The organism is Amycolatopsis circi (assembly GCF_003385235.1).
Classification (GTDB): Bacteria; Actinomycetota; Actinomycetes; order Mycobacteriales; family Pseudonocardiaceae; genus Amycolatopsis; species Amycolatopsis circi.
In genome coordinates this window covers 1-22,876 of sequence record NZ_PQIA01000150.1, presented here as the reverse complement: position 1 = coordinate 22,876, position 22,876 = coordinate 1, and the positions used below count along the sequence as shown (strand labels likewise).

Annotated in this window: 23 protein-coding genes; 10 read left to right on the top strand and 13 right to left on the bottom strand. The window is 69.1% G+C overall.

What is annotated here, in order from left to right:
• Window positions 1–549: 549 nt before the first annotated feature.
• Window positions 550–729 carry a DUF7455 domain-containing protein gene (locus D0D37_RS39635; protein WP_037358805.1) on the bottom strand — a complete coding sequence of 60 codons (180 nt, stop codon included), beginning with the start codon at window positions 727–729 and terminating at the stop codon, window positions 550–552.
• A gap of 341 nt (window positions 730–1,070) precedes the next feature.
• Between D0D37_RS39635 and D0D37_RS39630 the strand changes: the two genes are divergently transcribed.
• From D0D37_RS39630 to D0D37_RS39620, 3 genes are read left to right on the top strand one after another with little or no spacing between them, the layout of a single operon-like run.
• A complete protein-coding gene (locus D0D37_RS39630; protein ID WP_116205714.1) occupies window positions 1,071–1,871 on the top strand; it encodes an EamA family transporter in 801 nt (266 codons plus the stop codon).
• A gap of 58 nt (window positions 1,872–1,929) precedes the next feature.
• The gene (locus tag D0D37_RS39625; protein ID WP_162834712.1) at window positions 1,930–3,282 is read left to right on the top strand and encodes a glutamine synthetase; all 1,353 of its coding nucleotides are present in this window, start codon (window positions 1,930–1,932) and stop codon (window positions 3,280–3,282) included.
• Window positions 3,270–4,019 (top strand): DUF6885 family protein, encoded by a 750-nt coding sequence (locus D0D37_RS39620; protein ID WP_116205712.1) that lies wholly within the window; start codon window positions 3,270–3,272, stop codon window positions 4,017–4,019. The genes D0D37_RS39625 and D0D37_RS39620 overlap by 13 nt, the downstream gene beginning before the upstream one ends.
• A gap of 132 nt (window positions 4,020–4,151) precedes the next feature.
• On the opposite strand, the gene D0D37_RS39615 is transcribed toward D0D37_RS39620, so the two are convergent.
• Entirely contained in the window at window positions 4,152–4,796 is a 645-nt protein-coding gene (locus D0D37_RS39615; protein WP_116205711.1) for an FMN-dependent NADH-azoreductase, read from the bottom strand.
• A 128-nt stretch (window positions 4,797–4,924) separates the two neighbouring features.
• Between D0D37_RS39615 and D0D37_RS39610 the strand changes: the two genes are divergently transcribed.
• Entirely contained in the window at window positions 4,925–5,347 is a 423-nt protein-coding gene (locus D0D37_RS39610; RefSeq protein WP_116205710.1) for a winged helix-turn-helix transcriptional regulator, read from the top strand.
• A gap of 401 nt (window positions 5,348–5,748) precedes the next feature.
• On the opposite strand, the gene D0D37_RS39605 is transcribed toward D0D37_RS39610, so the two are convergent.
• Window positions 5,749–6,129 (bottom strand): winged helix-turn-helix transcriptional regulator, encoded by a 381-nt coding sequence (locus D0D37_RS39605; protein ID WP_116205709.1) that lies wholly within the window; start codon window positions 6,127–6,129, stop codon window positions 5,749–5,751.
• An 83-nt stretch (window positions 6,130–6,212) separates the two neighbouring features.
• Between D0D37_RS39605 and D0D37_RS39600 the strand changes: the two genes are divergently transcribed.
• The gene (locus D0D37_RS39600) at window positions 6,213–6,833 is read left to right on the top strand and encodes an NAD(P)-dependent oxidoreductase (protein ID WP_116205708.1); all 621 of its coding nucleotides are present in this window, start codon (window positions 6,213–6,215) and stop codon (window positions 6,831–6,833) included.
• Between the two features lie 2 nt (window positions 6,834–6,835).
• On the opposite strand, the gene D0D37_RS39595 is transcribed toward D0D37_RS39600, so the two are convergent.
• The 3 genes from D0D37_RS39595 to D0D37_RS39585 are packed head-to-tail and all read right to left on the bottom strand — an operon-like array spanning window position 6,836 to window position 10,141.
• Window positions 6,836–8,269, bottom strand: coding sequence for an APC family permease (locus D0D37_RS39595; RefSeq protein WP_116205707.1), 1,434 nt, complete (start codon window positions 8,267–8,269; stop codon window positions 6,836–6,838).
• Window positions 8,270–8,309: 40 nt separating this feature from the next.
• A complete protein-coding gene (locus D0D37_RS39590; RefSeq protein WP_116205706.1) occupies window positions 8,310–8,963 on the bottom strand; it encodes a response regulator in 654 nt (217 codons plus the stop codon).
• On the bottom strand, window positions 8,960–10,141 hold the full coding sequence (locus tag D0D37_RS39585) for a sensor histidine kinase (RefSeq protein ID WP_116205715.1): 1,182 nt from the start codon (window positions 10,139–10,141) through the stop codon (window positions 8,960–8,962). Before D0D37_RS39585 ends, D0D37_RS39590 begins: the two co-directional genes overlap by 4 nt.
• 124 nt (window positions 10,142–10,265) lie before the next feature.
• On the opposite strand from D0D37_RS39585, the gene D0D37_RS39580 reads away from it, so the two are divergent.
• Genes D0D37_RS39580 through D0D37_RS39565 form a run of 4 tightly spaced genes read left to right on the top strand, consistent with a single transcriptional unit; the run spans window position 10,266 to window position 12,413 of the window.
• Window positions 10,266–10,835, top strand: a complete 570-nt coding sequence (locus D0D37_RS39580; RefSeq protein ID WP_116205705.1) for a hypothetical protein — start codon at window positions 10,266–10,268, stop codon at window positions 10,833–10,835.
• Window positions 10,832–11,035, top strand: a complete 204-nt coding sequence (locus tag D0D37_RS39575; RefSeq protein WP_116205704.1) for a hypothetical protein — start codon at window positions 10,832–10,834, stop codon at window positions 11,033–11,035. Before D0D37_RS39580 ends, D0D37_RS39575 begins: the two co-directional genes overlap by 4 nt.
• A gap of 10 nt (window positions 11,036–11,045) precedes the next feature.
• Window positions 11,046–11,423, top strand: coding sequence for a hypothetical protein (locus tag D0D37_RS39570; protein WP_116205703.1), 378 nt, complete (start codon window positions 11,046–11,048; stop codon window positions 11,421–11,423).
• Between the two features lie 21 nt (window positions 11,424–11,444).
• Entirely contained in the window at window positions 11,445–12,413 is a 969-nt protein-coding gene (locus D0D37_RS39565) for a phosphotransferase family protein (RefSeq protein WP_116205702.1), read from the top strand.
• A gap of 221 nt (window positions 12,414–12,634) precedes the next feature.
• On the opposite strand, the gene D0D37_RS39560 is transcribed toward D0D37_RS39565, so the two are convergent.
• From D0D37_RS39560 to ppgK, 7 genes are all read right to left on the bottom strand, one after another.
• Window positions 12,635–13,570, bottom strand: coding sequence for a hypothetical protein (locus tag D0D37_RS39560; protein WP_208720430.1), 936 nt, complete (start codon window positions 13,568–13,570; stop codon window positions 12,635–12,637).
• An 80-nt stretch (window positions 13,571–13,650) separates the two neighbouring features.
• Window positions 13,651–15,342, bottom strand: coding sequence for an ABC transporter family substrate-binding protein (locus D0D37_RS39555; protein WP_116205700.1), 1,692 nt, complete (start codon window positions 15,340–15,342; stop codon window positions 13,651–13,653).
• Between the two features lie 40 nt (window positions 15,343–15,382).
• Complete coding sequence (locus D0D37_RS39550; RefSeq protein WP_116205699.1) at window positions 15,383–17,515, bottom strand: ABC transporter ATP-binding protein; 2,133 nt, start codon at window positions 17,513–17,515, stop codon at window positions 15,383–15,385.
• A complete protein-coding gene (locus D0D37_RS39545; protein ID WP_116205698.1) occupies window positions 17,512–18,519 on the bottom strand; it encodes an ABC transporter permease in 1,008 nt (335 codons plus the stop codon). Before D0D37_RS39545 ends, D0D37_RS39550 begins: the two co-directional genes overlap by 4 nt.
• A complete protein-coding gene (locus D0D37_RS39540) occupies window positions 18,519–19,496 on the bottom strand; it encodes an ABC transporter permease (RefSeq protein ID WP_116205697.1) in 978 nt (325 codons plus the stop codon). The genes D0D37_RS39545 and D0D37_RS39540 overlap by 1 nt, the downstream gene beginning before the upstream one ends.
• Window positions 19,497–20,112: 616 nt before the next feature.
• The gene (locus tag D0D37_RS39535; protein WP_116205696.1) at window positions 20,113–21,537 is read right to left on the bottom strand and encodes an RNA polymerase sigma factor; all 1,425 of its coding nucleotides are present in this window, start codon (window positions 21,535–21,537) and stop codon (window positions 20,113–20,115) included.
• A 211-nt stretch (window positions 21,538–21,748) separates the two neighbouring features.
• Window positions 21,749–22,510 carry a polyphosphate--glucose phosphotransferase gene (gene ppgK / locus D0D37_RS39530; RefSeq protein ID WP_116205695.1) on the bottom strand — a complete coding sequence of 254 codons (762 nt, stop codon included), beginning with the start codon at window positions 22,508–22,510 and terminating at the stop codon, window positions 21,749–21,751.
• 64 nt (window positions 22,511–22,574) lie between these two features.
• On the opposite strand from ppgK, the gene D0D37_RS39525 reads away from it, so the two are divergent.
• The coding region (locus tag D0D37_RS39525; RefSeq protein WP_279630356.1) for an inositol monophosphatase family protein at window positions 22,575–22,876 on the top strand (302 nt) is incomplete at its 3' end.

Here is a 22,876-nt window from a genome sequence, read left to right as displayed (position 1 = left end):
GTTTGCGTTGCTTGAGGCTTCCGGTCGCGGGCTGCGGGCCGCTGCGCTTGAGGCTCCCTGTGGGCGGGGCTGCGAGTCCGCTGCTTGGGGCTCCTGGTGGTCGGGGCTGCAGCCGCGTTGCTTGAGGCTTCCGGTCGCGGGCTGCGGGCCGCTGCGCTTGAGGCTCCCTGTGGGCGGGGCTGCGAGTCCGCTGCTTGGGGCTCCTGGTGGTCGGGGCTGCAGCCGCGTTGCTTGAGGTTCCCGGCCGTGGGGCTGCGGGCCGCTGCGCTTGGGGCTCCTGGTGGTCGGGGCTGCAGGCCCGCCGCTTGAGGCTTCCGGTCGTGGGGCCGCAGGCCGCTGCGCGTGAGGCTCCCGGTCGCCGAACCCGCAAGCCCCTGGCGCGAAGGCCCCCTCGTACCGGGACCGGGAAACTCCGGTGGGCGAAAGCTCCCGGTCACCGGGATCGCGGAACTGGGAGGGGCGAAGCCCGGTCGCCTCGGTCCGGAAACGGCCGGAGGCGGCAAGCGCGTGCGCTTGCCGCCTCCGGGGCGAATCTGTCGGTGAGCGAACTTACTTCTGGATCTCCGCGGCCAGTTCCTTGAGCTTGGCCTCGTGCTCGCGGGCGTGGTGCCCGCAGAAGAGCAGCTCGCCTCCGGAGCTGAGGACAGCGCGTACCTGAGCTGCTGCTCCGCACCGGTCGCATCGGTCGGCTGCGGTCAATTCGGGGCGGGTGAGCGTCGGCGTTGTCATGGGGGTCTCCCTCCGTCCCGGCACCGGTCGCCCGGTGCCTCGATCCAGCTACGCCCACTTCGGTCTCGATGCCTTCGGCGGGGATCGCTTCCGGCTCCGCGGTGTTCGTGCTTCCACTCTTGCAGACGTTTGGCGGCCCGCAAGTGTTCCCGCGCCGGTGGGAGGTGCGTCACGCCGAATTAGCCCGGTTGCCGCAGCGTCGTCCCATCCCGTAGGACCAGACCACCCGGCGCGGCGCGTTTTCCGTGGTCAGGCACCATGCCGGAGTGGGCATTGCACTCTCCTCGAAACGCGGGAAAGCGATTCCGGCGCCGGTCTTGTTCGTTCTCAGCGGAATTTCGATGTATGCCGGTGCGGCCATCGCGGTCGACCTCTTCGGGCACGCCACGCCCTCTGGGGTTGCGTGGCTGCGCTGCCTCGGTGCGGCCGTCGTCCTGCTGCTGTGGCGGCGGCCGCCGAAGGCCGCCTGGCGTGGCAAGCGGCTGCTGCTCGCGGGTGCTTTCGGCGTGGTGACAGCCGGGATGAATGTGGTCTTCTACGAGGCCATCGCGCGGCTCCCGCTGGGCACGGCGGTCGCGCTGGAGTTCGCCGGTCCGGTCGTCGTGGCAGCGGTCGGGTCGAGGACGCGGCGGGACCTGATCGCGCTGGTCCTGGTGGCCCTCGGGGTGGTCGCGATCGCGGACGTGCGCATCGCGGGCAGTCCGCTCGGCGTCGTGTTCGCGCTGGCCGCGGCGGCTGCCTGGGCGGGGTACATCCTGCTCGGCAAGCGGGTCGCGATCGGCGGGGACGGTCTGGATTCGCTGGCGGTCGGGTTCGTGGTGGCGACCGTCATGCTGTCGCCGCTCGCGTGGGGCACCGGGGAAATGTGGGGTTCGCCACGCATGTTGCTGCTCGGTATCGGCGTCGGCGTGCTGTCGACCGTTGTGCCGTACGCGCTCGACCAAGTGGTCCTGCGCCGCCTCGGCCAGGCTCGGTTCGCGGTGCTGCTGGCGTTGCTGCCGGTGACGGCGGGCGTCGTCGGGTTCCTGGTGCTCTCGCAGGTGCCGAGCGTCGTCGAAGCGGCCGGGACGCTCGCGGTCGTCGCCGGGGTGGCGTTGCGCAGCCGGGACGACAACGGACCGGTCACTGAGCCGCCCGGGTGAACATTCGCGGATGGCCCGGACGGCGCGGGCCCGCGATACTGATGCCGAGGAGGTTGCCATGACCAAGGCGGCGTCGGCGGCGGCGAAGGACCTGGCCGCGGCGGGGGTCGGCGGCGTCCACCTGGCCTGGGCCGACAACAACGGCATCCCGCGTTCGCGCGTGGTCCCGGTCGGCGGACTGGCCGACGCGGCGGTCCGCGGCGTGGGCGCGACCTCGCTGTTCGCGGTCTTCGACAGCCACGACGCCATCACCTACGCCCATTCCGGCCTCGGCACGCCGTCCGGCGACATCCGGCTCGTGCCGGTCGTGGAACGTCTCCGCCGGCTTGCCGGACAGCCTGCGCTCGCCTGGGCACCGGTGCGGCAGCTCGCCGCCGACGGTTCGCCTTGGCCGTACTGCCAACGTTCCGTGCTGGAGCGGCAGGTCGCCGAGGCGGCGCAGCGTGGTCTCGAATTTCGTGCTGGGTACGAGTTGGAGTTCTCGGTCGCCCCGGCGGGCAGCGAGGACATTGTGTCCACGCCGGGGCATCGCGGGCCCGCGTACAGCCCGCACGCGCTGATCGGCCTGGACGAGTTCATTGTCGCGCTGCTGCACGATTTCGCCGCGAACGGCCTGCAGATCGGCCAGCTGCACGCGGAATACGGCGTGGCGCAGCTGGAATTGTCGCTCGCGGCAACCGATCCGGTGTCCGCGGCGGACGATCAGCTGTTGGCGCGCCAGACCATCCACGCCGCCGCGCACGCACACGGGCTCGCGGCGAGTTTCGCGCCGATGATCGGTCTTGGCGCAGCCGGGAACGGCTGGCATCTGCACACTTCCGTCCGACGCAAGGGGCGCAACCTCCTGGCTGGCGACGGCGTGCCGGAAGGCGAAGGCGCGGCCTACCTCGGCGGGCTGCTGCGGGATTTGCCTGCGCTGACGGCGATCACGGCACCGAGCGTGCCGTCGACGATGCGATTGCGGCCGGGGTTTTTCGCTGGTGCCTATGCGTTTTGGGGCGTGGAGAACCGCGAAGCGCCGCTGCGATACATCCCGAGCACGCCGTTGCTCGGGACGGAGCACGCGAATGTCGAACTGAAGACGTCGGACGCCTCGGCCAATCCGTATCTCGCGCTGGCGGTCGTGCTCGCCGCCGGGATGGCCGGGATCGAGGATTCGGCGGTCCTGCCCGAGCCGATCGCGGAGGACCCGGGCGGCTGGAGCGAAGGGGCACGGAACACCGCGGGCGTGCTGCCGCTGCCGGCGAGTCCGTCCGAACAGGACACTGCGCTGCTGGCGAATCCGCGCGTCTCCGGGGCGCTGGGGGACGAGCTGCTCGGCGCGTTCCGCGCGGTGCGCGCCTCGGACGCGGCGTGGGCCGCCGACCGGGCGCCCGAGGAGATCGTGGCGGCGCATCTGTGGCGGTACTGAACACGGGCCTTTCCGACGTCCACTGGCTTCCCGGCGGTGCGCGTCTGGTCGCCGAAGCCCGGGCGGAGCTGCCGCAGAAGGACGGGCTGGCGGCGGCCTTCACCGCACTCGTGGCGTTGCGCGCGGCGGACATCGCGGTGGCGGACCAGGACGAGGTCGCGATCGCGGCCGGGACGGTGCGCGCATCGGCCAGTTGTCCGGTGGGTGCGTTGTCCCGCAACGACTTCCGGCTTCCGATTCCCTTCGACGAGACGACAGCGGGCACTGCGCTGGGCGGGTTGGCCGCAGCTGTCCGGACGTTGTCCGGGGAGCAGCTGGCGGTGGTTCCGGCAGTGGGGGAGTGGACCGCTTCGGCGGTCTCGGACTTGTTGCTGGGCCTGTGGGAGTTGCCGCGCGTGGCGGTGCTGGCCCGGGTCGACCCGGCGGAACTGGGCTCGCCGGACACGCCGGAACGCGCGCTGCTGGACTATCTCGACACCGGCATCCCTCCACTGTGGACGAACCGGTGGCGTCCGCCCGTGCCGCATCACGTGCTGATCGCCGGAGTGCGGCTCGGTGCGGAGGGAACTCTGCTGTCCGTTGTGGACACTTACCGCGAGCTGGGCGACGACGGCGTCCACGACCAGCCGGTGGAATGGGTCGCGGCGGGGCTGGAATCGGTGTTGCTGGTCGCGGACGCCCGGCACGCGGCCGTGTTGGCGCAGGCGGTTTCCTACGCCGGGCTGCGCACGGAGTAGGCGTCCGCCCCGACGGCGGAGACGAGCACGATCCTCCGGATGCCGTTCTCGCCCGTCGCCGTCGGGGCGTCGCGGACCTTGTCAGTCATGAAGTTCGGCCGGACTTCCGCCCTGGACCAGCCGGTTTGGTGCTCATGCGGCGGCGCCGCGGGTGATGGTCGCGGCGAGGTCGCGGACGCGGCGGTGGGCGTCGGCCATGGATGCTTCGTGCATCGGCAGCAGCGCCGCGAGCGCGGGGGCGTGCGGTGCCATGGTCAGCTCGGGAATCACGGTGGTGACGTCGAGGCCGAGCATGTCTTCACGGCCCAGCAGCGCCTCGAGCGTGGGGACGACGTAGTCCAGCCCGTGCTTGGGAGCACCGGGGCCGTAACCGCCGCCGCGTGCCGAGATCACCACGGTGGGACGGCCGGAAACAGGGGAGGGGCCGTCGTAATTGGTGGTGCGGCCGAAGACCATGATCTGGTCGAGCCACGCCTTGAAGACCGACGGCATCGTCAGGTTGTACATCGGCACGGTGAAGAGATACGCGCTCGCGCCGAGGAATTCCTCGATCAGCGCGTCCTGCGTGGCCGCGGCAGCGGCCTGAGCATCGGTGCGGTGCGCCGGGTCGGTGACGCGAGCTGTGATGCCGGCCTCGGTCAGATGCGGCACGGGTGCGGCCGCCAGATCGCGGTGGACGACCTCGCCGTCCCAAGCATCGAGGAAAGACTGGGCGATCTGCCGCGAAACGGAGGCCTCGCCGAGCGAAGAGGAGTCGATGCGAAGCAGGTAAGACATGGATGGTTCCTTCCAGCGCAGGTCGCAGGCGCGCTCCGCGAGCGGGCTTTGCAACCGTGGGATTGATGCGGACGAGAGGGTGCTACATACTGGTAGTGCGGTTGCACACCGATTGAGAGGCGACAGGCATGGCATCAGAGCGGCAGGTCGGCGGTCCTTGCCAGTCCTGGCCGAAGGACAGCGCTTTCATCCGCGAGGTGCTCGACCGCATCGGCGACAAATGGACCGTGCTGATCACCAGCACGCTGAGCATCGGACGGATGCGCTACTCGGACCTGCACGCCAGCATCCCGGGGATCTCGCAGCGGATGCTCACCCAGACGCTCAAGCACCTCGAGCGCGACGGGCTGATCACCCGGACCGCCTACCCTGAAGTGCCGCCGCGGGTGGAGTACGAACTGACAGACCTCGGCCTGTCCTTGATGGACGCTGTGATGGCCATGGCCGGCTGGGCAGCAGCCCATCACAGCGAGGTCGCCAGCAATCGCGCCGCCAGCGAGCTGAGCGGCGTCGGCCGACGCAAATCCTCGGAGAGCGCCTCGGCTCGCTGACGCACGGCAGCTGTTCGTCGTCGCGCAGCGCCGCACCGTCGTCCGCATCGCTCCGCCTGCCAGCCGTGCTCCGAGGCGGACTGGGGAAAACGGGATCCCCTTGGCCCGGGCGGTCTTCTGGCGCTGCGTGATCGCAGCCTCCAGGCGACGCTTGCCAACCTGGCGCCACGGGCGGCCCAGAGCAGACCGCACCTTGACACCGACTCTCACCCTCTGCGAGTCCATCTTCCTCACCTCACTGCTAGTGCGTAACACCATCATGAGTGAGTAAGAGAGGGCTTACAAAAGGCACTTTGAAGTGCGTCGCCTCGACCCGGTCCGCGCTGGCGCCGCGCGAGTCCGGCCGCCTTTGCCGCGATGGCGCACGGTTTCACTCCATTGTGGACACCGGAGGACGGCCTTCAGGCCAAGCGCCGCGGTTCGTAGGCCTCATGGGCTTCCAGCAGTTCTTCCCAATGCTCGGCAGCCCAGTCGCACAGGGCCCACATGGGTTTCAGCAAGCTGCGGCCAAGCGGCGTCAACGCATACTCGACACCCAACGCCGGGTCGGCGTGCGCCGTACGGGACACCAGCCCCGAGCGTTCGAGGCCGCGCAGCGTCTGGGTCAGCATCTTCGGCGTGACCCGGTGCAGCGGCACCCGCAGCTCGGAGAACCGGCGCGGCCCGTCTTCCAGGCAGCGGATCACCAGCGCGGACCACTTGTCCCCGAAGCGGAACGGCACCATCGAGGACGGGCACAGCTCCTCGAACAGATCGGAAGGCAATGGCTGCCGAACGGTCATCGCGGTCTCCTCTCAGTACCCCGGAGGGAACCGGCCCCCTGGCTACCTTCCAGAGCATCGACTCTCCAGGAGGTATTCCCACGATGAGCAAGATCGTCATTTTCGGGGCGGGCGGCCGGGCCGGACGGCAGGCGGTCGCGGAGGCACGGCGGCGTGGGCACGAAGTCACCGCGGTGGTCCGCGATCCCTCGCGCTACCCCGGCCTGGCCGAGGTAGTCGCTGGCGATGTCACCAACGCAGCAGACGTCGTCGCTCTCTCCGCCGGGCACGACGCGGCCATCAACGCGGCCGCGGTCTACGGCGAGGGCACCGATCCGGACGCGTTCTTCACCGGTGCCGCGCGTGCTCTCGTCACCGGGTTGCCGCAGGCTGGGGTGGGACGGCTGGTCGCGGTCGGGCTGTCCGCGCTGCTGCCCACCGCGGACGGAACCCGGGCGCTGGACTCGGGTCCGGCCGAGTTCCGGCCGTTCTGTCTGGCGCACGCGGCGGGGCTCGAGGTGTTGCGCGCGGAAGGCGCCGGGCTGGACTGGGTGTACGTCAGCCCGGTCGGGGACTTCGACCACGAAGGCGACCGCAGCGGCCGGTACGAAATCGGCGAGCGCTTCGACTTCTCCGCCAAAATCTCGTACGCCGATTTCGCCGTGGCCTTGCTCGACGAGATCGAGAACCCGCGGCACCTTCGCGTGCACCTCGCGGTGGCCTGAACCTACTTCGCGAAGCGGGAGTGCTTGCGGCCGTAGAAGAAGTAGATCAGCAGGCCGATCACGAGCCACGCGGCGAACCGGAGCCAGGTCATCACGTCGAGGTTCAGCATCAGGTAGAAGCACGCCACCGCGGCGATGATCGGCACCACCGGCGAGAACGGCACGGTGAACGGGCGCTTCAGGTCCGGGCGGCGTTTGCGCAGCACCGGAACCGCGACCGCGACGATGATCATCGCCGACAGCGCGCCGATGCTGACCATGTCGGCGAGCGCCGAGATCGGCACCAGCGCGGCCAGCACGGCGATCAGCCCGGCTCCGGCGATGGTCATCCGGTGCGGCGTGCCCCAGCGCGGGTGCGCCGTGCCGATGGCCTTGGGCAGCAGGCCGTCGCGGCCCATCGCGAAGCCGATCCGGCCGATCGTGACCAGTTCGACCATCATCACCGACGTCAGGCCGGTGACCGCGCCGAGCGAGATCAGCGCGCCGACCCAGTGCTGGCCGACCCGGTCGAACGCGTCCGCGAGCGGCGCGCCGGAGTCGATGTCGGTGTAGTGGACCATTCCGGTGAGCACGATCGACACGCCGATGTAGAGCACCGCGCACACGGCCAGCGCGCCGAGGATGCCGACGCGGAGGTCCTTGCGCGGGTTGATGGTCTCCTCGCCGAGGTTGGCGAGCGCTTCGAAACCGGTGTAGGCGAAGAACACGACGGCCGCCGCGGTGACCATGCCGGCGATGCCGTACACCGACTGCTCGAGCCCGAGCGCGGCCTGGACCACTGGCTGGTGCAACGCGTTCGCGCTGCTCGACGGCGGCTGCGCGGGCGGCACGAACGGGGTGAGGTTCGAGCCCTTCACGAAGAACACGCCGACGGCGAGGATCAGCACGCACACCGCGACCTTGACGAGCACCAGCACGTTCGTGAGCCACGAGGACTCCTTGATGCCGACCACGGCCACGATCGTCAGCACCGCGATGATCAGCACCGCGCCGACGTTGACCTTCGCGTCCTCGCCGAACCAGTCCGGCGACAGCCCGAGCAGGTTCGCGAGATAGCCGGACCAGCTGCGCGACACGACGGCCGCGCCGAGCGAGAACTCCAGCAGCAGGTCCCAGCCGATGATCCAGGCGAAGACCTCGCCGAGGGTGGCGAAGGCGTAGGTGTAGGCGCTGCCCGCGGTCGGCACGCTGGAGGCCAGTTCGGCGTAGCAGAGCGCGGCGAGGCCGGCGACCACCGCGCCGATCACGAACGACAGCGTCACCGACGGCCCGGCGTGCGTTTTGGCCTCGACCCCGGCGAGGGTGAAGATCCCGGTGCCGATGATGATGCCGACGCCGAACCCGATCAGGTCGCGTCCCCTGAGCCGCCGCTTCAGCTCGCCGGATTCCTGCCGCTTGAGGACTTCGTCGACGTCGAGAGTTCTCCGCTCACCCATGGGGGAACGTTAGAAGGTGACGGCCGGATGCGCAGATCGGCTATCCGGGTGGAGCGAGGCCGCGGTCCTGGGCCAGGATCGCGGCCTGCACCCGGGAACGCAGCCCGAGCTTAGCCAGCACCCGGGAAACGTGCGTTTTCACCGTCGCCTCGCCGATGTACAGCCTGGCGCCGATTTCGGCGTTCGAGAGACCGGCGCCAAGGCAGCCCAGCACCTCGCGCTCGCGTTCGGTGAGGTCCGCCAGCCCGGTCGGGGCGGGCGACGGCTCGGCCGGGGTGCTGGCGAAGGCGGCGATCAGCCGTTTCGTGACCTGCGGGGCAAGCACGCCCTCGCCCGCCGCGACAAGCCGGACGGCCTCGATCAGCCGCGGTGCCTCCACGGACTTCAGCAGGAACCCGGCGGCCCCGGCGCGCAACGCGGCGTGCACGTACTCGTCGAGGTCGAAGGTGGTGAGGACGAGGACTTCGGCGAGCCCCTCGGCGATCAGCTGCCGGGTGGCGGTGATCCCGTCGGTGCCGGGCATCCGGACGTCCATCAGGACGACGTCCGGGCGCAGCGCGCGGGCCTGGCGCAGCGCGACCTCGCCGTCGGAGGCTTCGCCGACCACCTCGATGCCTTCGGCGTTGCCGAGGATGAGCGCGAGCCCGGCGCGGATGGCTCCGTGGTCGTCGGCGACGAGGACTCGGATCGTCATGGTGCCTCTCCGGCGAGGGGAAGTTCAGCGTGGACGAGCCAGCGCGGTCCGGACGGACCTGCTCGCAGGGTGCCGCCGACGGCGTGTGCGCGTTCGCGCATGCTCAGCAAGCCGTGCCCGCCGCTGTCGGCCTGAGTCGGCGCACCGAGCAGTTCGTTGCCGATCCCGACGGTCAGCGTGCCGTCGGCCACTCGCAGCCGGACTGTCGCTTGGCCGCCCGGCGCGTGTTTGACCGCGTTGGTGAGCGCTTCTTGTGCGATCCGGTACGCGGTGAGGTCGACCGCCGTCGGCAGCGCGAGTTCTTCGTCCACAGTGGAATCCACGGTAACCGTCATGCCCGCCGCCCTTGCGGATTCCACCAGCCTGGTCAGCTCGGCCAGCCGGGCCGGGGCGGTCACCTCGTCCTCAGTGGACTCCGATCGCAGCAGGCCGATCATCGCGCGCATCTCTTCCAGCGCGCGCACGCTGTTCTCCCGCACCGCGACGAGCACGGTCTGCGCGGTCTTCGGATCGTCGGCCATGGACAGCGCCGCCTCCGACTGGATGGCGATGGCCGACAGATGCCCGGCGACGACGTCGTGCAGATCCCGGGCCATTCGCGCGCGTTCGGCCGCCACGGCCGCCTTTCGGTCCAGCGCGGCGATCGTCGAGAGCTGCTCGGCGTTGGCGCGTTCGGTCGCCGCGATATCGCTCTGCTGGCGCACATTCGCGCCCCACCACACCGGGACCAGCAGGAACGACAGCATGCCGAACACGCCGAACGCCGCCGCTCGCCAGCCAGCCACCGCCACGAAGACGAACAGCACCGTCAGCGTGGCGGCGGCGGTCACTCCGACCAGCACCCGGGCGGTGCGGCGGGAGCCGTGCAGCACCGCGGTGTAGAGGAAGTCCGTGTACGCGACGGCGATCGGCAACGACATGCCCAGCGCGACGTCGACCCCGACGATGCCGGTGGCGATCAGCAGTCCCCACGGCACTTTCCGGCGCAGGAACAGGGCGAGGCACATCGCGCCGAGTTCGGCGAAACGGACCCAGAGCGGATACGGGTCGCTGTCGCCCTGCAGCCGGTGGACGCCGATGAGGTACAGCATCGTGCCGCCGGCGAACACCGCGAGCGCGACGAGGCCGTTCTGCTGCCACGGCGGCAGTTCGCGCGGCCGGGGGAGGGCCGAGCGCAGGTCTCGCAAGCGCACCCGACCATGACAGCACACCGCGGCGGCCCGGTCGTCCTACGAAATGATGACCCCCCGATCGTGCCGTCCGCTGACGCGCCCGCGGCCGCTTGCCCGCGAAAGTGGACCCATGGACGAGCTTCTGAACAGCCCGATGACCGCCGCCATCGTGGCGTGCGAGATCGGGTTCTGGGTCTTCATCGCGGCCGGGCTGCTGACCCGGTACGCCCTGCGCAAGCAGAAGGCCAGCACCGTGCTGCTGGCGCTGGTGCCCGTGGTCGACCTGGTGCTGCTGGTGATCACGGTGATCGACCTGACGAACGGCGCGGTGCCGAACCTGACGCACGGGCTGGCCGCGGTGTACCTGGGCTTCTCGGTGGTGTTCGGGCCGTCGATGGTCGAGTGGGCCGACGTCCGGTTCGCGCACCGGTTCGCCGGCGGGCCGCGTCCGGAGAAGCTGTCCGGTCGTGCGAAAGCCCGCAAGGAATGGCGCGAATGGGGCAAATGCGTGCTGGCGTCCGCGATCAGCGCCGGGCTGTTGCTGCTCGCGATCGTGGTGGTCGGCAGCTCCGGCCACGTCGAACCGCTGTGGGGCTGGCTGCCGCGGCTGGGCACGGTCACCGGGCTGTGGTTCGTCTTCGGACCGCTGTGGCAGGAGATTTTCGGCTCCTCCGCGCCGAAGAAGGAGTCGTCGCGATGATCGAGCTGGTGGGAATCCTGTTGGTGGTCCAAGGCGCGGGCGGGCTGATCAACCGGCTCGCCGGGGCGGAGCACCCGAGCTGGTTCGTCCAGTTGCACGTACTGCCGCCGCAGCTGCACGTGATCGCCAGCATCGTCCTGTTCGGGGCGGGCGTGGCGGTGCTGTTCGGGAACCGCGCGCGCAAACGCCGCCGCGGCTAAACTCGGGAGCGTGGCGGCCGGTCCGGTTCTGCTGTTCGCCGTGGTCAGCGTGGCACCCTCGGCGTTGTTCTGGGCTGCCCTCCGCCTTCCGGCTGTTTGCCGATGGCTGCGTCGGCGACGGGCCGCTCCAGTGCCGTCCGAACCGCCGGTAGAACAGGTGGCCGCCGACCTGCGCCGAGTACGCCGGACGCTCGCGCAGCTTCCCGCGGGAACTCCCGCTGCACGCCGGATCGGCGCCCGGCAGGCGTACGACGAGCTGCTCGTCACCGCCTGCCGCGAGATCGGCGTCGAGCACCTGCTCGACGGCTTGCGCGAGGGCGCCGACCGGGATCTCGAACGACTGCGGATCGAGGATTCGCTGAGCCGTAAAGGATTCGTGCTGTCCTGAGCGCAGTGGCAGGATGCCCCGGTGGACTTCCAACCGAAAGACCGGCCCTCTGACGCGTTCCAGCAAGCCCTCACCGCCGACCAGATCGAACTGCTCTGCCGCCGCGCGCTCGGCAGCAGCGTGCGGTCCGCGGTCGAGATCGGATGGGGCGGATACAACAACACCTACCGGGTGGAGCTGGCGGATGGTCCGGCGATCCTGCGCGTCGCCCCGGAACCGGCGCGGCAGAACCGGATCGAGCACCAGTTCATGCGCAACGAATACCTTGCCGCGCCGTACTTCGCGCCGATCGCGCCGCTGATGCCGTGCACGCTCGCGGCCGACTTCACGCACCAGGTCATCGGCCGGGACTATGTGCTGCAGGCAGTCCTGCCCGGAGAACCCGGCCCGGAAGTCCTTTCCGCTCACCCGCCGGAGGAGCGGGCGCCGTACTTCCGCCAACTCGGCGAAATCACCCGCGCCGTCCACGACGTGCGCGGACCCGGTTTCGGCGTCGTGGCCGGACCGCATTTCGCGACCTGGAGCGAAGCGCTGATCTCTTACTTCGAGGACAACGCCGCAGATGTCGAAGACCTCGGCCTCGACGGGACAGACCTGCGAGCGATGGCCGATTGGGCGAAGCGCGACGCCGCGCTGCTCGACGAGATCACCGAACCGCGCCTGATGCACGGGGATCTGTGGCACGTGAACGTCATGCTGACGCCGGAGCTGGAGATCGTCGGAGTGTTCGACCACGACCGCAGCTGGTGGGGCGACCCGGCGGCGGACTGGACGATCCGCATGGCCTCGGTGAAAACGGGCTCGAGGCGGGATTGGTTCTGGGACACCTACGGGCGGCCCGAGGAGTCTCCGTCGGCGCGGCGGCGGGCGCTGTACTACGAGGCCCGTCATCTCGGCGCGGTGCGATTGGAACGGCAGCGGCTCAAGGAACAGCAGGTGGAGGAGACGTACGTCGAACTGGCCTCGGTCCTCGCCGAGCTGGACTCCTGAGCCTGGCCCGGCCGTCACGCGCCCAATGCGGCATTGGGGAACGCCACATTGAGATTTTCTCCGTAGTGCGGGGTGCGGGTTTGTGACGGTGCAGGTCAAGGGGATGCGGTGCACCGTCTGGCGGGTCGGGCTGTGTGGCTCTGTTGCTGCGACCTCGGCATCGCGCGCCGGGCCCGTCAACGGGGGGCGAGAACCCCCGCGCGCTACTGAAAAAGGTCCGGTCAGAGTGAGGGGTCTGAGCCGCGGAGTGCGGCCCACCAGAAGCCGAAGGCGGCGATCAGGACGCTGACGGTCAGCCAGCCCGCGAATCCGCTGCCGTCGACGAGCGCCCAGAACGCACCGACGACCGGGGCGACGGCGAGGACCGGCAGGTCGGCACGGAACTGCCGCCGAAGCCGCACTGGAGTGGCCGCGGCGAGCGAGCGTTCCCCGTCCGGCGCGGAAGGGTTGTCCAGCCGACGGCCGCGAGGCTCGCCAGTACGCACCGAACCCGCCGGGTACAGCACCTCGCCGTCGATGCGGACGGCGACATGGCGGTCCGTGCGCAGATCGCCCAGCACCTCGACTCGCGACGGCGACGGCAGGCCGATCAACGTCGGGGAGAAGTAAACCGGGATCCACCGCGGCGTCGCGGTGTCGGTCTCCAGCCAGGATCGCGTCAGCAAGCCGCGCTGCACCTTCACCCGGCGCATCGGCACGGAAGCGCTCGCCTTGCGTCGTGACGGCTGCACGAAGCGCGTGAAGAGCAAGAACCCGTTCACGACCAGCATCGCGAGCACCGCCACGACAGTGACCGTCGCGTACGTCGACGCACGGTCGGCGGTCACCAAGGCCGAAGCCCCGGTCGTGACCGCACGGGACGGAGCCGACGGGTCGTAACGCACCGGAACCTTCGCTCCCAGCCTCGGGGGAGTGGTGTCCAGTTCGACCGCCGCGCTCGCTTCCGGCTGGTTCGGCACCGGGAACCGCACGGTGACGGTGGCGTCGTCGACCCGCGCCACTACGCCGGTCGCGTTCGCGGTGAGTCCTTCCAGCCGCGGCCGGGTGCTGTTGAACTCCAGCAGCTGCACCACGAACACCACCGCGCACGCGACGAACACGACCGCGCTCGTCGCGAGAATGTGCCGAACTGGGCGCAACTGCAGGTATTTCCGCACGGAGATCACCTTAACTGTCCAAAAAGGAAGGAGCGGCGCGGGGAGTCCGCGCCGCTCCTTCCTTTCCCGCTAGGGGAGGATTACTTCACGAACCCGATCTTCGTGTAGTCGTACGGGGTGTTCGCGTAGCCCGGCGAACCGAAGTTGCCCAGCGTCTTGCGAACGGCGAAGGCACCGGTCGACTGGAAGATCGGAAGCTGGTGGCCCAGCGCCCAGATCTCCTTGTCCGCGGCGTTCAGGTCCGCGGCCCGCTTGGTGTCGTCCAGTTCCTGCGCGGCGGCGTCGATCAGCTGGTTCACCTTGTCGCTGCCGATGTGCCCGTAGTTCTGGTTGACGTTCTTCGGGTCCAGGTAGTAGATGCCCTTGCTGCCGCCGATCGGGAACGAGTTCGAGATCCAGCGGAACAGCGTGAGGTCGAAGTTGCCGACGTTCACGTAGTTCTTGAAGAACTCGGCCGTCGGGACCGCGACGATGTCGATGCCCACGCCGATCGCCTTCAGCTGCGACTGCAGGATCTGGCCGGTCTGCTGGCTGATCGGGGTGCCGGTCGGGATGACCAGGCGCAGCTTCAGCTGTTTGCCGTCCTTGGCGCGCAGGTCGCCGGACTGCTTCCAGCCCAGCTTGTCCAGCTCGGCCTTGGCCGCGTTCTGGTCGAACTTGTACGGGCCGCTGTTGTCCTCGTAGGTCTTCGAGCCCTTGAGGTACCAGTGGTTGCCCAGCGGCGTGGTGTCCTTCTGCATCTGGCCGAGGATCGACTTCGAGATGCTGACGGTGTCGACGCCGCGCAGCACGGCCACCCGCAGGTCCTTGTCCGCGAGGATCGAGGACGAGGCGCCGTTGAGCGTCATGTGCGTGTAGTCGGGGTAGGTCGACTGGCGCACGACCGCGTTCGGGTCGGACTGGGCCCGCTTGAACGCGTTGATGTCGTTGTTCAGGTTGTAGAAGTCGATCTGCCCGTTGGCGAACGCGTCGGCCAGCGCGGGACGGTCCACGACCTTGTAGGTCACGGTGTCCAGCTTCGGCTTGTCGCCCCACCAGTTCGGGTCGCGCTCGAACACGGCGGTCTTGGCGGTGTTGTCCACGTTCTTGATCTTGAACGGACCCGCGGTGATCAGCGCCTTCTGCGCCCACGCCTTGTTGAAGGTGTTCGGGTCGGAGTTCAGTTCCTTCGGGTAGAAGGGCGAGAACAGCGCCTTCCACTCGGCGAACTTCTTGCCGAAAGTCACCTTGACGTCGAGGTCGTCAGTGCCCTTTTCGACCTTGGCGATGTCCTCGTAGCCGGTGGTGCCGGAGACCTGGTAGGCCGGGTCCTTGCCGTTGAGCACCTTGGCCTGGGCGGCGAAGTCCTCCCACGAGAACTGCCGTCCGTTGCTCCACTTGGCCTTCGGGTTGATCTTGTACTCGACGACCTGCGGGTCCTGGCTGACCAGTTCGGCCGAGGTGACGTAGTTCTTGTTCACCGAGACCGACGCGTCGGCGTTCTGCGTGAAGATGTACGGCATGATCGCGCCGTCCATGTTGGCGCCGTCCAGGACGGTGCCGTCGACCTGGTTGTAGTTCCAGTTGTCCGGCATCGAGTCGATCGGCCACTTGAAGTCGCCGCCGTCCTTCAGCTTGTCCATCGGCTGCTCGTTGATGTCTGCGGTCTTGACGCCCGACGTGCCGGCGTCCTGCAGACCGTTGCTGCCGCCGCCGCTGCCGCCGCCGCAAGCGGCGAGCAGAAGCCCCAGAGCGGCAACGGGGGCCACGAGTGCGGCCATTCTCCGTCGCATGTGTTTACCTTCCTTCTTTCGGTGCGCCAACGGATTGTGGCTACACAACTTCGCGGGTTTTGGCGTAGTGGCACGCCACGTCGTGGTCCGCCGCGCGGGATTCGCGCGGGGGTTCGACGTCGACGCACTTCTTCTTGTCCTCTTCGGACAGTTGGGAGAAGACGAAACACCGGGTGCGGAACCGGCAGCCCGACGGCGGGTTCGCCGGGCTGGGCAGGTCGCCGGTGAGGATGATCCGGCCGCGCTCGCGCTCCTTGGCCGGGTCGGGGATCGGGATCGCGGACAGCAGCGCCTGCGTGTACGGGTGCTGCGGCGCCTCGAAAACCGTGCGGACGTCGCCGATCTCCACGATCTTGCCGAGGTACATCACCGCCACGCGGTCGGCGATGTGCCGGACCACCGACAGGTCGTGCGCCACGAACAGGTACGACAGGCCCAGCTTGGCCTTCAGCTCGTCCAGCAGGTTGATCACGCCGGCCTGGATCGACACGTCGAGTGCGGACACCGGCTCGTCGAGCACGATCAGCTTCGGCTCCAGCGCGAGCGCCCGGGCGATGCCGATGCGCTGGCGCTGCCCGCCGGAGAACTCCGCCGGGTACCGGTCGGCGTGCTCGGGGCGCAGGCCGACCAGCCCGAGCAGTTCCGGCACGCGCTTCGCGATGCGCTCCTTCGAGAACCCGTGCGTGACCATCGGCTCGGCGATGATGTCGCCGATCGGCAGTCGCGGGTCGAGCGCGGCCATCGGGTCCTGGAAGACCACCTGCAGGTCGCGGCGGATCGACTTGCGGTCCTTGCCCGAGAGCTTCCCGACGTCCTTGCCGAGCACCGCGACCGAACCGTGCGCCGGGGCGGCCAGTTCGAGGATCTCCATCAGCGTGGTCGACTTGCCGCAGCCGGATTCCCCGACCAGGCCCAGGGTTTCGCCCTCGACGATGTCGAAGGTGATCCCGTCGACCGCGCGCACCGTGCCGACCTTGCGCTTGAAGACGGTGCCCTTGCTGACCCCGTAGTGCTTCTGCAGGTCCCGCACGTCGAGCACGGTCGAGCGCTGGGCGCGCGGCACGGCCGCGACCGGAGCCTCCTCGATCACCTCGGCCCCGTAGACCTCGGCGGCGTCCGCGTCGGGACGGGCGAGTTCCTCGGTGCGGATGCAGGCGGCCCGGTGCGTCGTGTCGACCGGCGCGTTCGGGTTGCCTGGCGTGATCGTGAACAGCTCCGGCTCGGCCGTGCGGCAGGCGTCGATCGCCAGCGGGCAGCGCGGCGCGAACGGGCAGCCCTGCGGCAGGTTCACCAGCGACGGCGGCTGGCCCTCGATCGGCACCAGCGGCTGCTTCTCCCGCGCGTCGACGCGGGGGATGGAACCGAGCAGGCCCAGCGTGTACGGCATCCGCGGCTGGGCATAGATCGTGTCGACCGGACCCTGCTCGACCGCGCGTCCGGCGTACATCACCATCAGCCGGTCGGCGAACCCGGCGACCACGCCGAGGTCGTGCGTGATGATCACGATGCCGGCGCCGGTGACCTCCTGTGCGGTCTTCAGCACCTCCAACACCTGAGCCTGGACCGTCACGTCGAGCGCGGTGGTCGGCTCGTCGGCGATGATCAGGTCCGGGTCGTTGGCGATCGCGATGGCGATCACCGCGCGCTGGCGCATGCCGCCGGAGAACTCGTGCGGGAACGCCTTCGCGCGCGCCGCCGCGTTCGGGATGCCGACCAGGTCGAGCAGTTCGACCGCGCGGTTGTTCGCCTGCTGCTTGGTGACCGTGCCCTTGCCGTGCACCAGCAGCGCTTCGGCGATCTGCGCCCCGACGGTGTACACCGGGGTCAGCGCGGACAGCGGGTCCTGGAAGACCATCGAGATCTTCTTGCCGCGGATCTTCGACAGGTCGGTGTCGGACTTGCCGATCAATTCGCTGTCCTGGAACCGGATCGAGCCCGACACGCGTGCCTGCGGCGGCAGCAGTCCCATCACCGCCAGCGACGACACCGACTTGCCCGAACCGGACTCGCCGACGATGCCGAGCACTTCACCGGCCGCGACCTGGTAGTTCAGCCCGCGCACCGCGTGCACGCGGCCGGACTCGGACGGGAAGGACACTTCGAGGTCGGAAACCTCGAGCACGGTGCCGGTCGGCTTGCCCGTTTCCGCGCTCAGTTCGAGTGCGGCGCTCATGCTTCTGCTCCCACGGTCTGCGTCGAGGCGGTCGACTTGGTCTTCTCTTCGATCCGCTTGCGTTCCTTGCGCCGCGAACGGCTGGACGACGGGTCGAGCGCGTCGCGCAGGCCGTCGCCGACGAAGTTCACCGCGAGCACGGTGAACACCAGGAAGCCGGCCGGGATGTAGAACAGCCACGGGAACGTGCGGACCGCGTCGGAGCCCGCCGAGATCAGCGTGCCCAGCGAAACGTCCGGCGCCTGCACGCCGAAGCCGAAGAACGACAGCGACGTCTCCATGATGATCGCGACGCCGACGTTGATCGTCGCGTCGATGATCAGCAGCGACGCCATGTTCGGCACGATGTGCTTGAAGATGATCCGCCACGGGGACTGGCCCATGAACTTGGCGGCCTTCACGAACTCGCGCTCGCGCAGCGTCAGCGTCATGCCGCGGACGATGCGGGCGGTGATCATCCACTGGAACAACGCGATCAGGCCGACCAGGATCAGCCAGGTCTTGCCGCGGAAGGCCGGCGACAGGATCGAGATGATCAGGAACGGCGGCAGGATCAGCAGCAGGTCGACGACCCACATCGACACCCGGTCGGTCCAGCCGCCGAAGTACCCGGCCGCGGAGCCGACGATCGAGGCCACGCCGGTGGAGAACAGCGCGGCCAGCAGACCGATGGTGAGCGACTTCTGCAGCCCGCGCATGGTCTGCGCGAACATGTCGCCGCCGATCTGGTTGGTGCCGAACCAGTGCGTGCCGTCCGGCGGCATCAGCGTCGAGGCAGGGTCGAGTTCGTCGTAGCCCCACGGCGAATACCAGCTGTAGGTGAACGCCAGGACGTAGAACAGGAGGATCACGACCAGCCCGGCGAGGGCCAGTTTGTTGCGGAAGAACCGGCGGCCGACGAGCTTGCCGCGGCTGGAGGACTTCCCGCTCTGCTGCCCGGTCTCCGTTTCGGTGGCGGCGACGGCCGAATCGGCGAGGTCGGCCTCGTTCAATGGGGCGGCCATCAGATCCTCACCCTCGGGTCGAGCGCGGCGTAGAGCACGTCCGCGAGCCAGCCGGCGAGCAGCACGCAGATCGCGATGAACAGGGTCACGGTGGTGACGATGTTGGTGTCCTGCTTCTGAATGCCGGTCACCAGCCAGTCGCCCATGCCGTACCAGCCGAAGATCTTCTCGGTGAAGACGCCGCCGGTGATGAGCAGGCCGAAGCCGAACGCGAACAGCGTCGCCATCGGGATCAGCGCGGTGCGCAGGCCGTGCTTGAACAGCGCGCGCCGCCGCGTGAGGCCCTTGGCCTGCGCGGTGCGCAGGAAGTCCGAGCCGAGCACGTCGAGCATCGCCGAACGCTGATAGCGGCTGTAGTAAGCGACCTGGGTCAGCACGATCGCCAGGGTCGGCACGATGATGTGCTGCAGCCGGTCGAGCAGGACGTCGCCGAAACCGCCGTCGATCGCGCCGCCTTCGCCCTGCACGATGAAGAACTGGTACCCGTCGAGCAGGTTGTCGTTGACCGACTGCGCGCCCGCCTTGAGGATCGTGGCGATCACGAACACCGGCGTCGACAGCACCACGAAGGAGAACGTGGTGGCGAGGTAGTCGCTGATCTTGTACTGCCGGATCGCGCTGACCACGCCGACCAGCACGCCGATGATGATGCCGATCGTGATGCCCAGCAGGAACAGCCGCAGGCTCACGCCCGCGCGGCGGAACAGTTCGTCGGTGATCGCCTGATCCGCGACGGTGCGGCCGAAGTCGCCCTGGATGACGCCGCCCAGCCAGGTGAAGAACCGATGCGGGATCGCCTGGTCGAGATGCAGTTCGGCGGCCTTCGCGTCGATGGTCGCCTGCGGGGCCGGCGGATTGCGCAGCTTGAGCGCGTCCAGCGGGCTGAAGGACAGTGACGCCAAGGAGAACGCCGCGAAAGTCGCGACGAGGCACAGGGCGATGTAGTTGACGAGTCTGCGGAGGAGGAACCCGATCACAGTTGCCTCGCTTCACCGGGGCCGGAGGATCCGCTCCGCGCCGCCGGACTTCCCTGGCTCGCTCGCGATTGAGTTTTCGTCGAAAACACTGGGCGGTGCTGCCTTCCAATACTGACGCTCGTTGTGGGCGCAGCTTAATGGCGATCAGCCGTTGCGATCTTCGTTCTCAGGCAACCAAACAATCACGATTTCCGCGTTCGGGCAGAGAACAACCGACTTTAGCCTCTTGCCCGGGTCCCAGTGTCGCGGTGGGTGCGCGACCGTGCACCGGCGATGAGTATTCCGGAACGGTTCCGGGGGTTCCGGGTGAACGGTTGTGAACGGGAAACGGACAGGCGCGGAACCTCCGCTGTTCGGAAGTGTCGCCGAGTCGCACGTTCGGCTGCACGTTCCCCGGCCGGAAACCGGCCCGCGGATTCCGGTTGTGCGGCAGCGTAATTCGCATCGGGATCCCGCGCCCCCGAGTTTTCGGGACTTGTCGCGTCCACTGTGGCCGGGCGAAGGAAGGATTTCGCGGAAATGCCGGGCCGGCGCCGCGGGTGTTGTTGTCGGTAAACGCAGAAACCCCGCCGCCGCGTAGTGCGGGGCGGGGTTTCTCGCGAGAACCGAAGCTGGTTCAGTCCAGGTAGTCGCGCAGGACCTGCGAGCGCGACGGGTGGCGCAGCTTCGACATCGTCTTCGACTCGATCTGCCGGATCCGCTCGCGCGTGACTCCGTAGACCTGGCCGATCTCGTCGAGGGTGCGCGGCTGGCCGTCGGTGAGGCCGAAGCGCAGCCGGACCACGCCCGCCTCGCGCTCGGACAGCGTCTGCAGCACCGACTGGAGCTGGTCCTGCAGCAGCGTGAACGACACCGCGTCGACCGCGACGACCGCTTCGGAGTCTTCGATGAAGTCGCCGAGCTGCGAATCGCCCTCGTCGCCGATGGTCTGGTCCAGCGAGATCGGCTCGCGCGCGTACTGCTGGATCTCCAGGACCTTCTCCGGCGAGATGTCCATCTCCTTGGCGAGCTCCTCGGGCGTCGGCTCGCGGCCGAGGTCCTGCAGGAGTTCGCGCTGTATGCGGCCGAGCTTGTTGATGACCTCCACCATGTGCACCGGGATGCGGATGGTGCGCGCCTGGTCGGCCATCGCGCGGGTGATCGCCTGGCGGATCCACCACGTGGCGTACGTGGAGAACTTGTAGCCCTTGGTGTAGTCGAACTTCTCCACCGCGCGGATCAGGCCGAGGTTGCCCTCCTGGATCAGGTCCAGGAACGCCATGCCGCGGCCGGTGTAGCGCTTGGCCAGCGACACCACGAGCCGGAGGTTCGCCTCCAGCAGGTGGTTCTTGGCCCGCTCGCCGTCGCGCACGATCCACTTGAGGTCGCGGCGCATCTGGGTGACGAGCTTCTCGCCCTCCTCCTCGGCGGTGCGCACGCGCTCGGCGGCGTAGAGCCCGGCCTCGATCCGCTTGGCGAGCTCCACCTCCTCCTCGGCGTTCAGCAGCGCGACCTTGCCGATCTGCTTGAGGTAGGCGCGGACCGAGTCGGCCGACGCGGTGAGCTCGGCGTCCTTGCGCGCCTGGCGCAGGGCCTCGGACTCTTCCTCGTCCCACACGAAGTCCGGGTTGTCCGAGGACTTGCCGCCCTTCTCGGCGGCGGCCGCGCGGCGGCGAGCGGCGGTGGACGTCGCGGCGCCCGCGGTCGCCTCGGTCGCTTCGGCCTCGTCCTCGGAGTCGTCGTCATCGTCGGTCTCGTCGTTGACCGTTTCGTCGACGACGTCGACCTCGACCTCTTCGAGATCGGACAGGTCCGGGCTGTCGAGTTCGGCCTCGTCGAGGTCGACCGGGCCGTCGGGATCGCCGTCTTCGGTCTTCGCGCCCTTCGCGGCGGCCTTCTTCGCCGGAGCCTTCTTGGCCGGAGTCTTCTTCGCGCCTGCCGACTTCGCGGCGGTCTTGCGCGCCGGGGACTTCTCCGCTCCGGTGGCCGCCTCGTCGGCCGGCTCGCCGGCTTCGGTCGCTGTCTTCGTCCCGCCTCGGGTTGCGGTTCTTGCGGCTGCCACTTACGCCCTTTCGCAGCGGTCGATCATGACGAGCCGAGATGTCGCCACCTCGGCTGCCTCACATTCGGGGAACACGCCTCGGCCTGCGGTTTTACCTCCGCAGCTCCTGCGCCGTGTTCCATTGTAACGACGTCGGCCCACTGCGTCGCGAAGCGATCGCCCTCCGGCCCCCTTCCCGGCGCCTCGCGGTGACCGGTCCGAGACCCGGCACTCAGTGCCCGGCGGTCACCGCGGCGGCCGCGGCGGCCCCCACGATGCCCGCGTTGTTCTGCAGCGACGCGACGACCACCGGCGTCCGGATGTCCAGCAGCGGCACCCACTTCTCGGCCTTCTTGCTGACCCCGCCGCCGACGATGAACAGGTCCGGCCAGATCAGGTTCTCCAGCACCGAGAGGTACCGGTGCACCCGCTTGGCCCACTGCGGATACGACAGGCCCTCGTTGTCCTTCACCGAGGCGGCGGCGCGCTTCTCCGCGTCGTGGCCGTCGACCTCCAGATGGCCGAATTCGGTGTTGGGCACGAGCTTGCCGTCGTGGAACAGCGCGCTGCCGATGCCGGTGCCGAAGGTGAGCAGCGCGGTCACGCCGGCGCGCGCGGCCGCGTCGCCGAAGCGGATCTCGGCGAGGCCCGCGGCGTCGGCGTCGTTGAGCATCGTGACTTCCTCGACGCCCTTGCCGAGCCGCTTCGCGAAGAGCGCTTCGGCGTCCGTGCCGATCCACTTGCGGTCGATGTTGGCCGCGGTGTGCGCGGTGCCCTTCTTCACGACCGCGGGGAGCGTGACGCCGACCGGGCCGTCCCACTCCGCCGCACGGACGATCTCGGCGACGACGTCGGCCACCGCGTCGGGCGTCGACGGCTGCGGCGTTTCGATCCGGTGCCGGTCCCCGATGAGCTGTCCCTGTTCCAAATCGACCAGCGCGCCTTTGATCCCGCTGCCGCCGATGTCGATTCCGAAACCTCGGGTCGCCGTCACTGACGTGGTCCCTTCTCGCACGATTCAGAAGTCTGCTGCGGAGACTTTAACCGGATGTGGTGACATGGCGGGCGTGGGAGTTGACGAGGCGATGCTGAACGAGCTGAAGAACACCGCCGAGCAGGTCGCGGTCGAGGCCGCGCACCTGGTCCGGACGGCGTGGGTGCGGATGCAGTCCGGCGGCGAGGTCGCGGTGGACACGAAGTCGGCGGAGACCGACGTGGTGACCGCGGTGGACCGGGAGTCGGAGGAACTGGTCCGCGCGCGGCTGGCGCGGATCCGGCCCGGGGAACCGGTGCTGGGGGAGGAGGGCGGCGGTTCGGTCGGCGGCGGGGTCACCTGGGTGGTCGATCCGATCGACGGGAC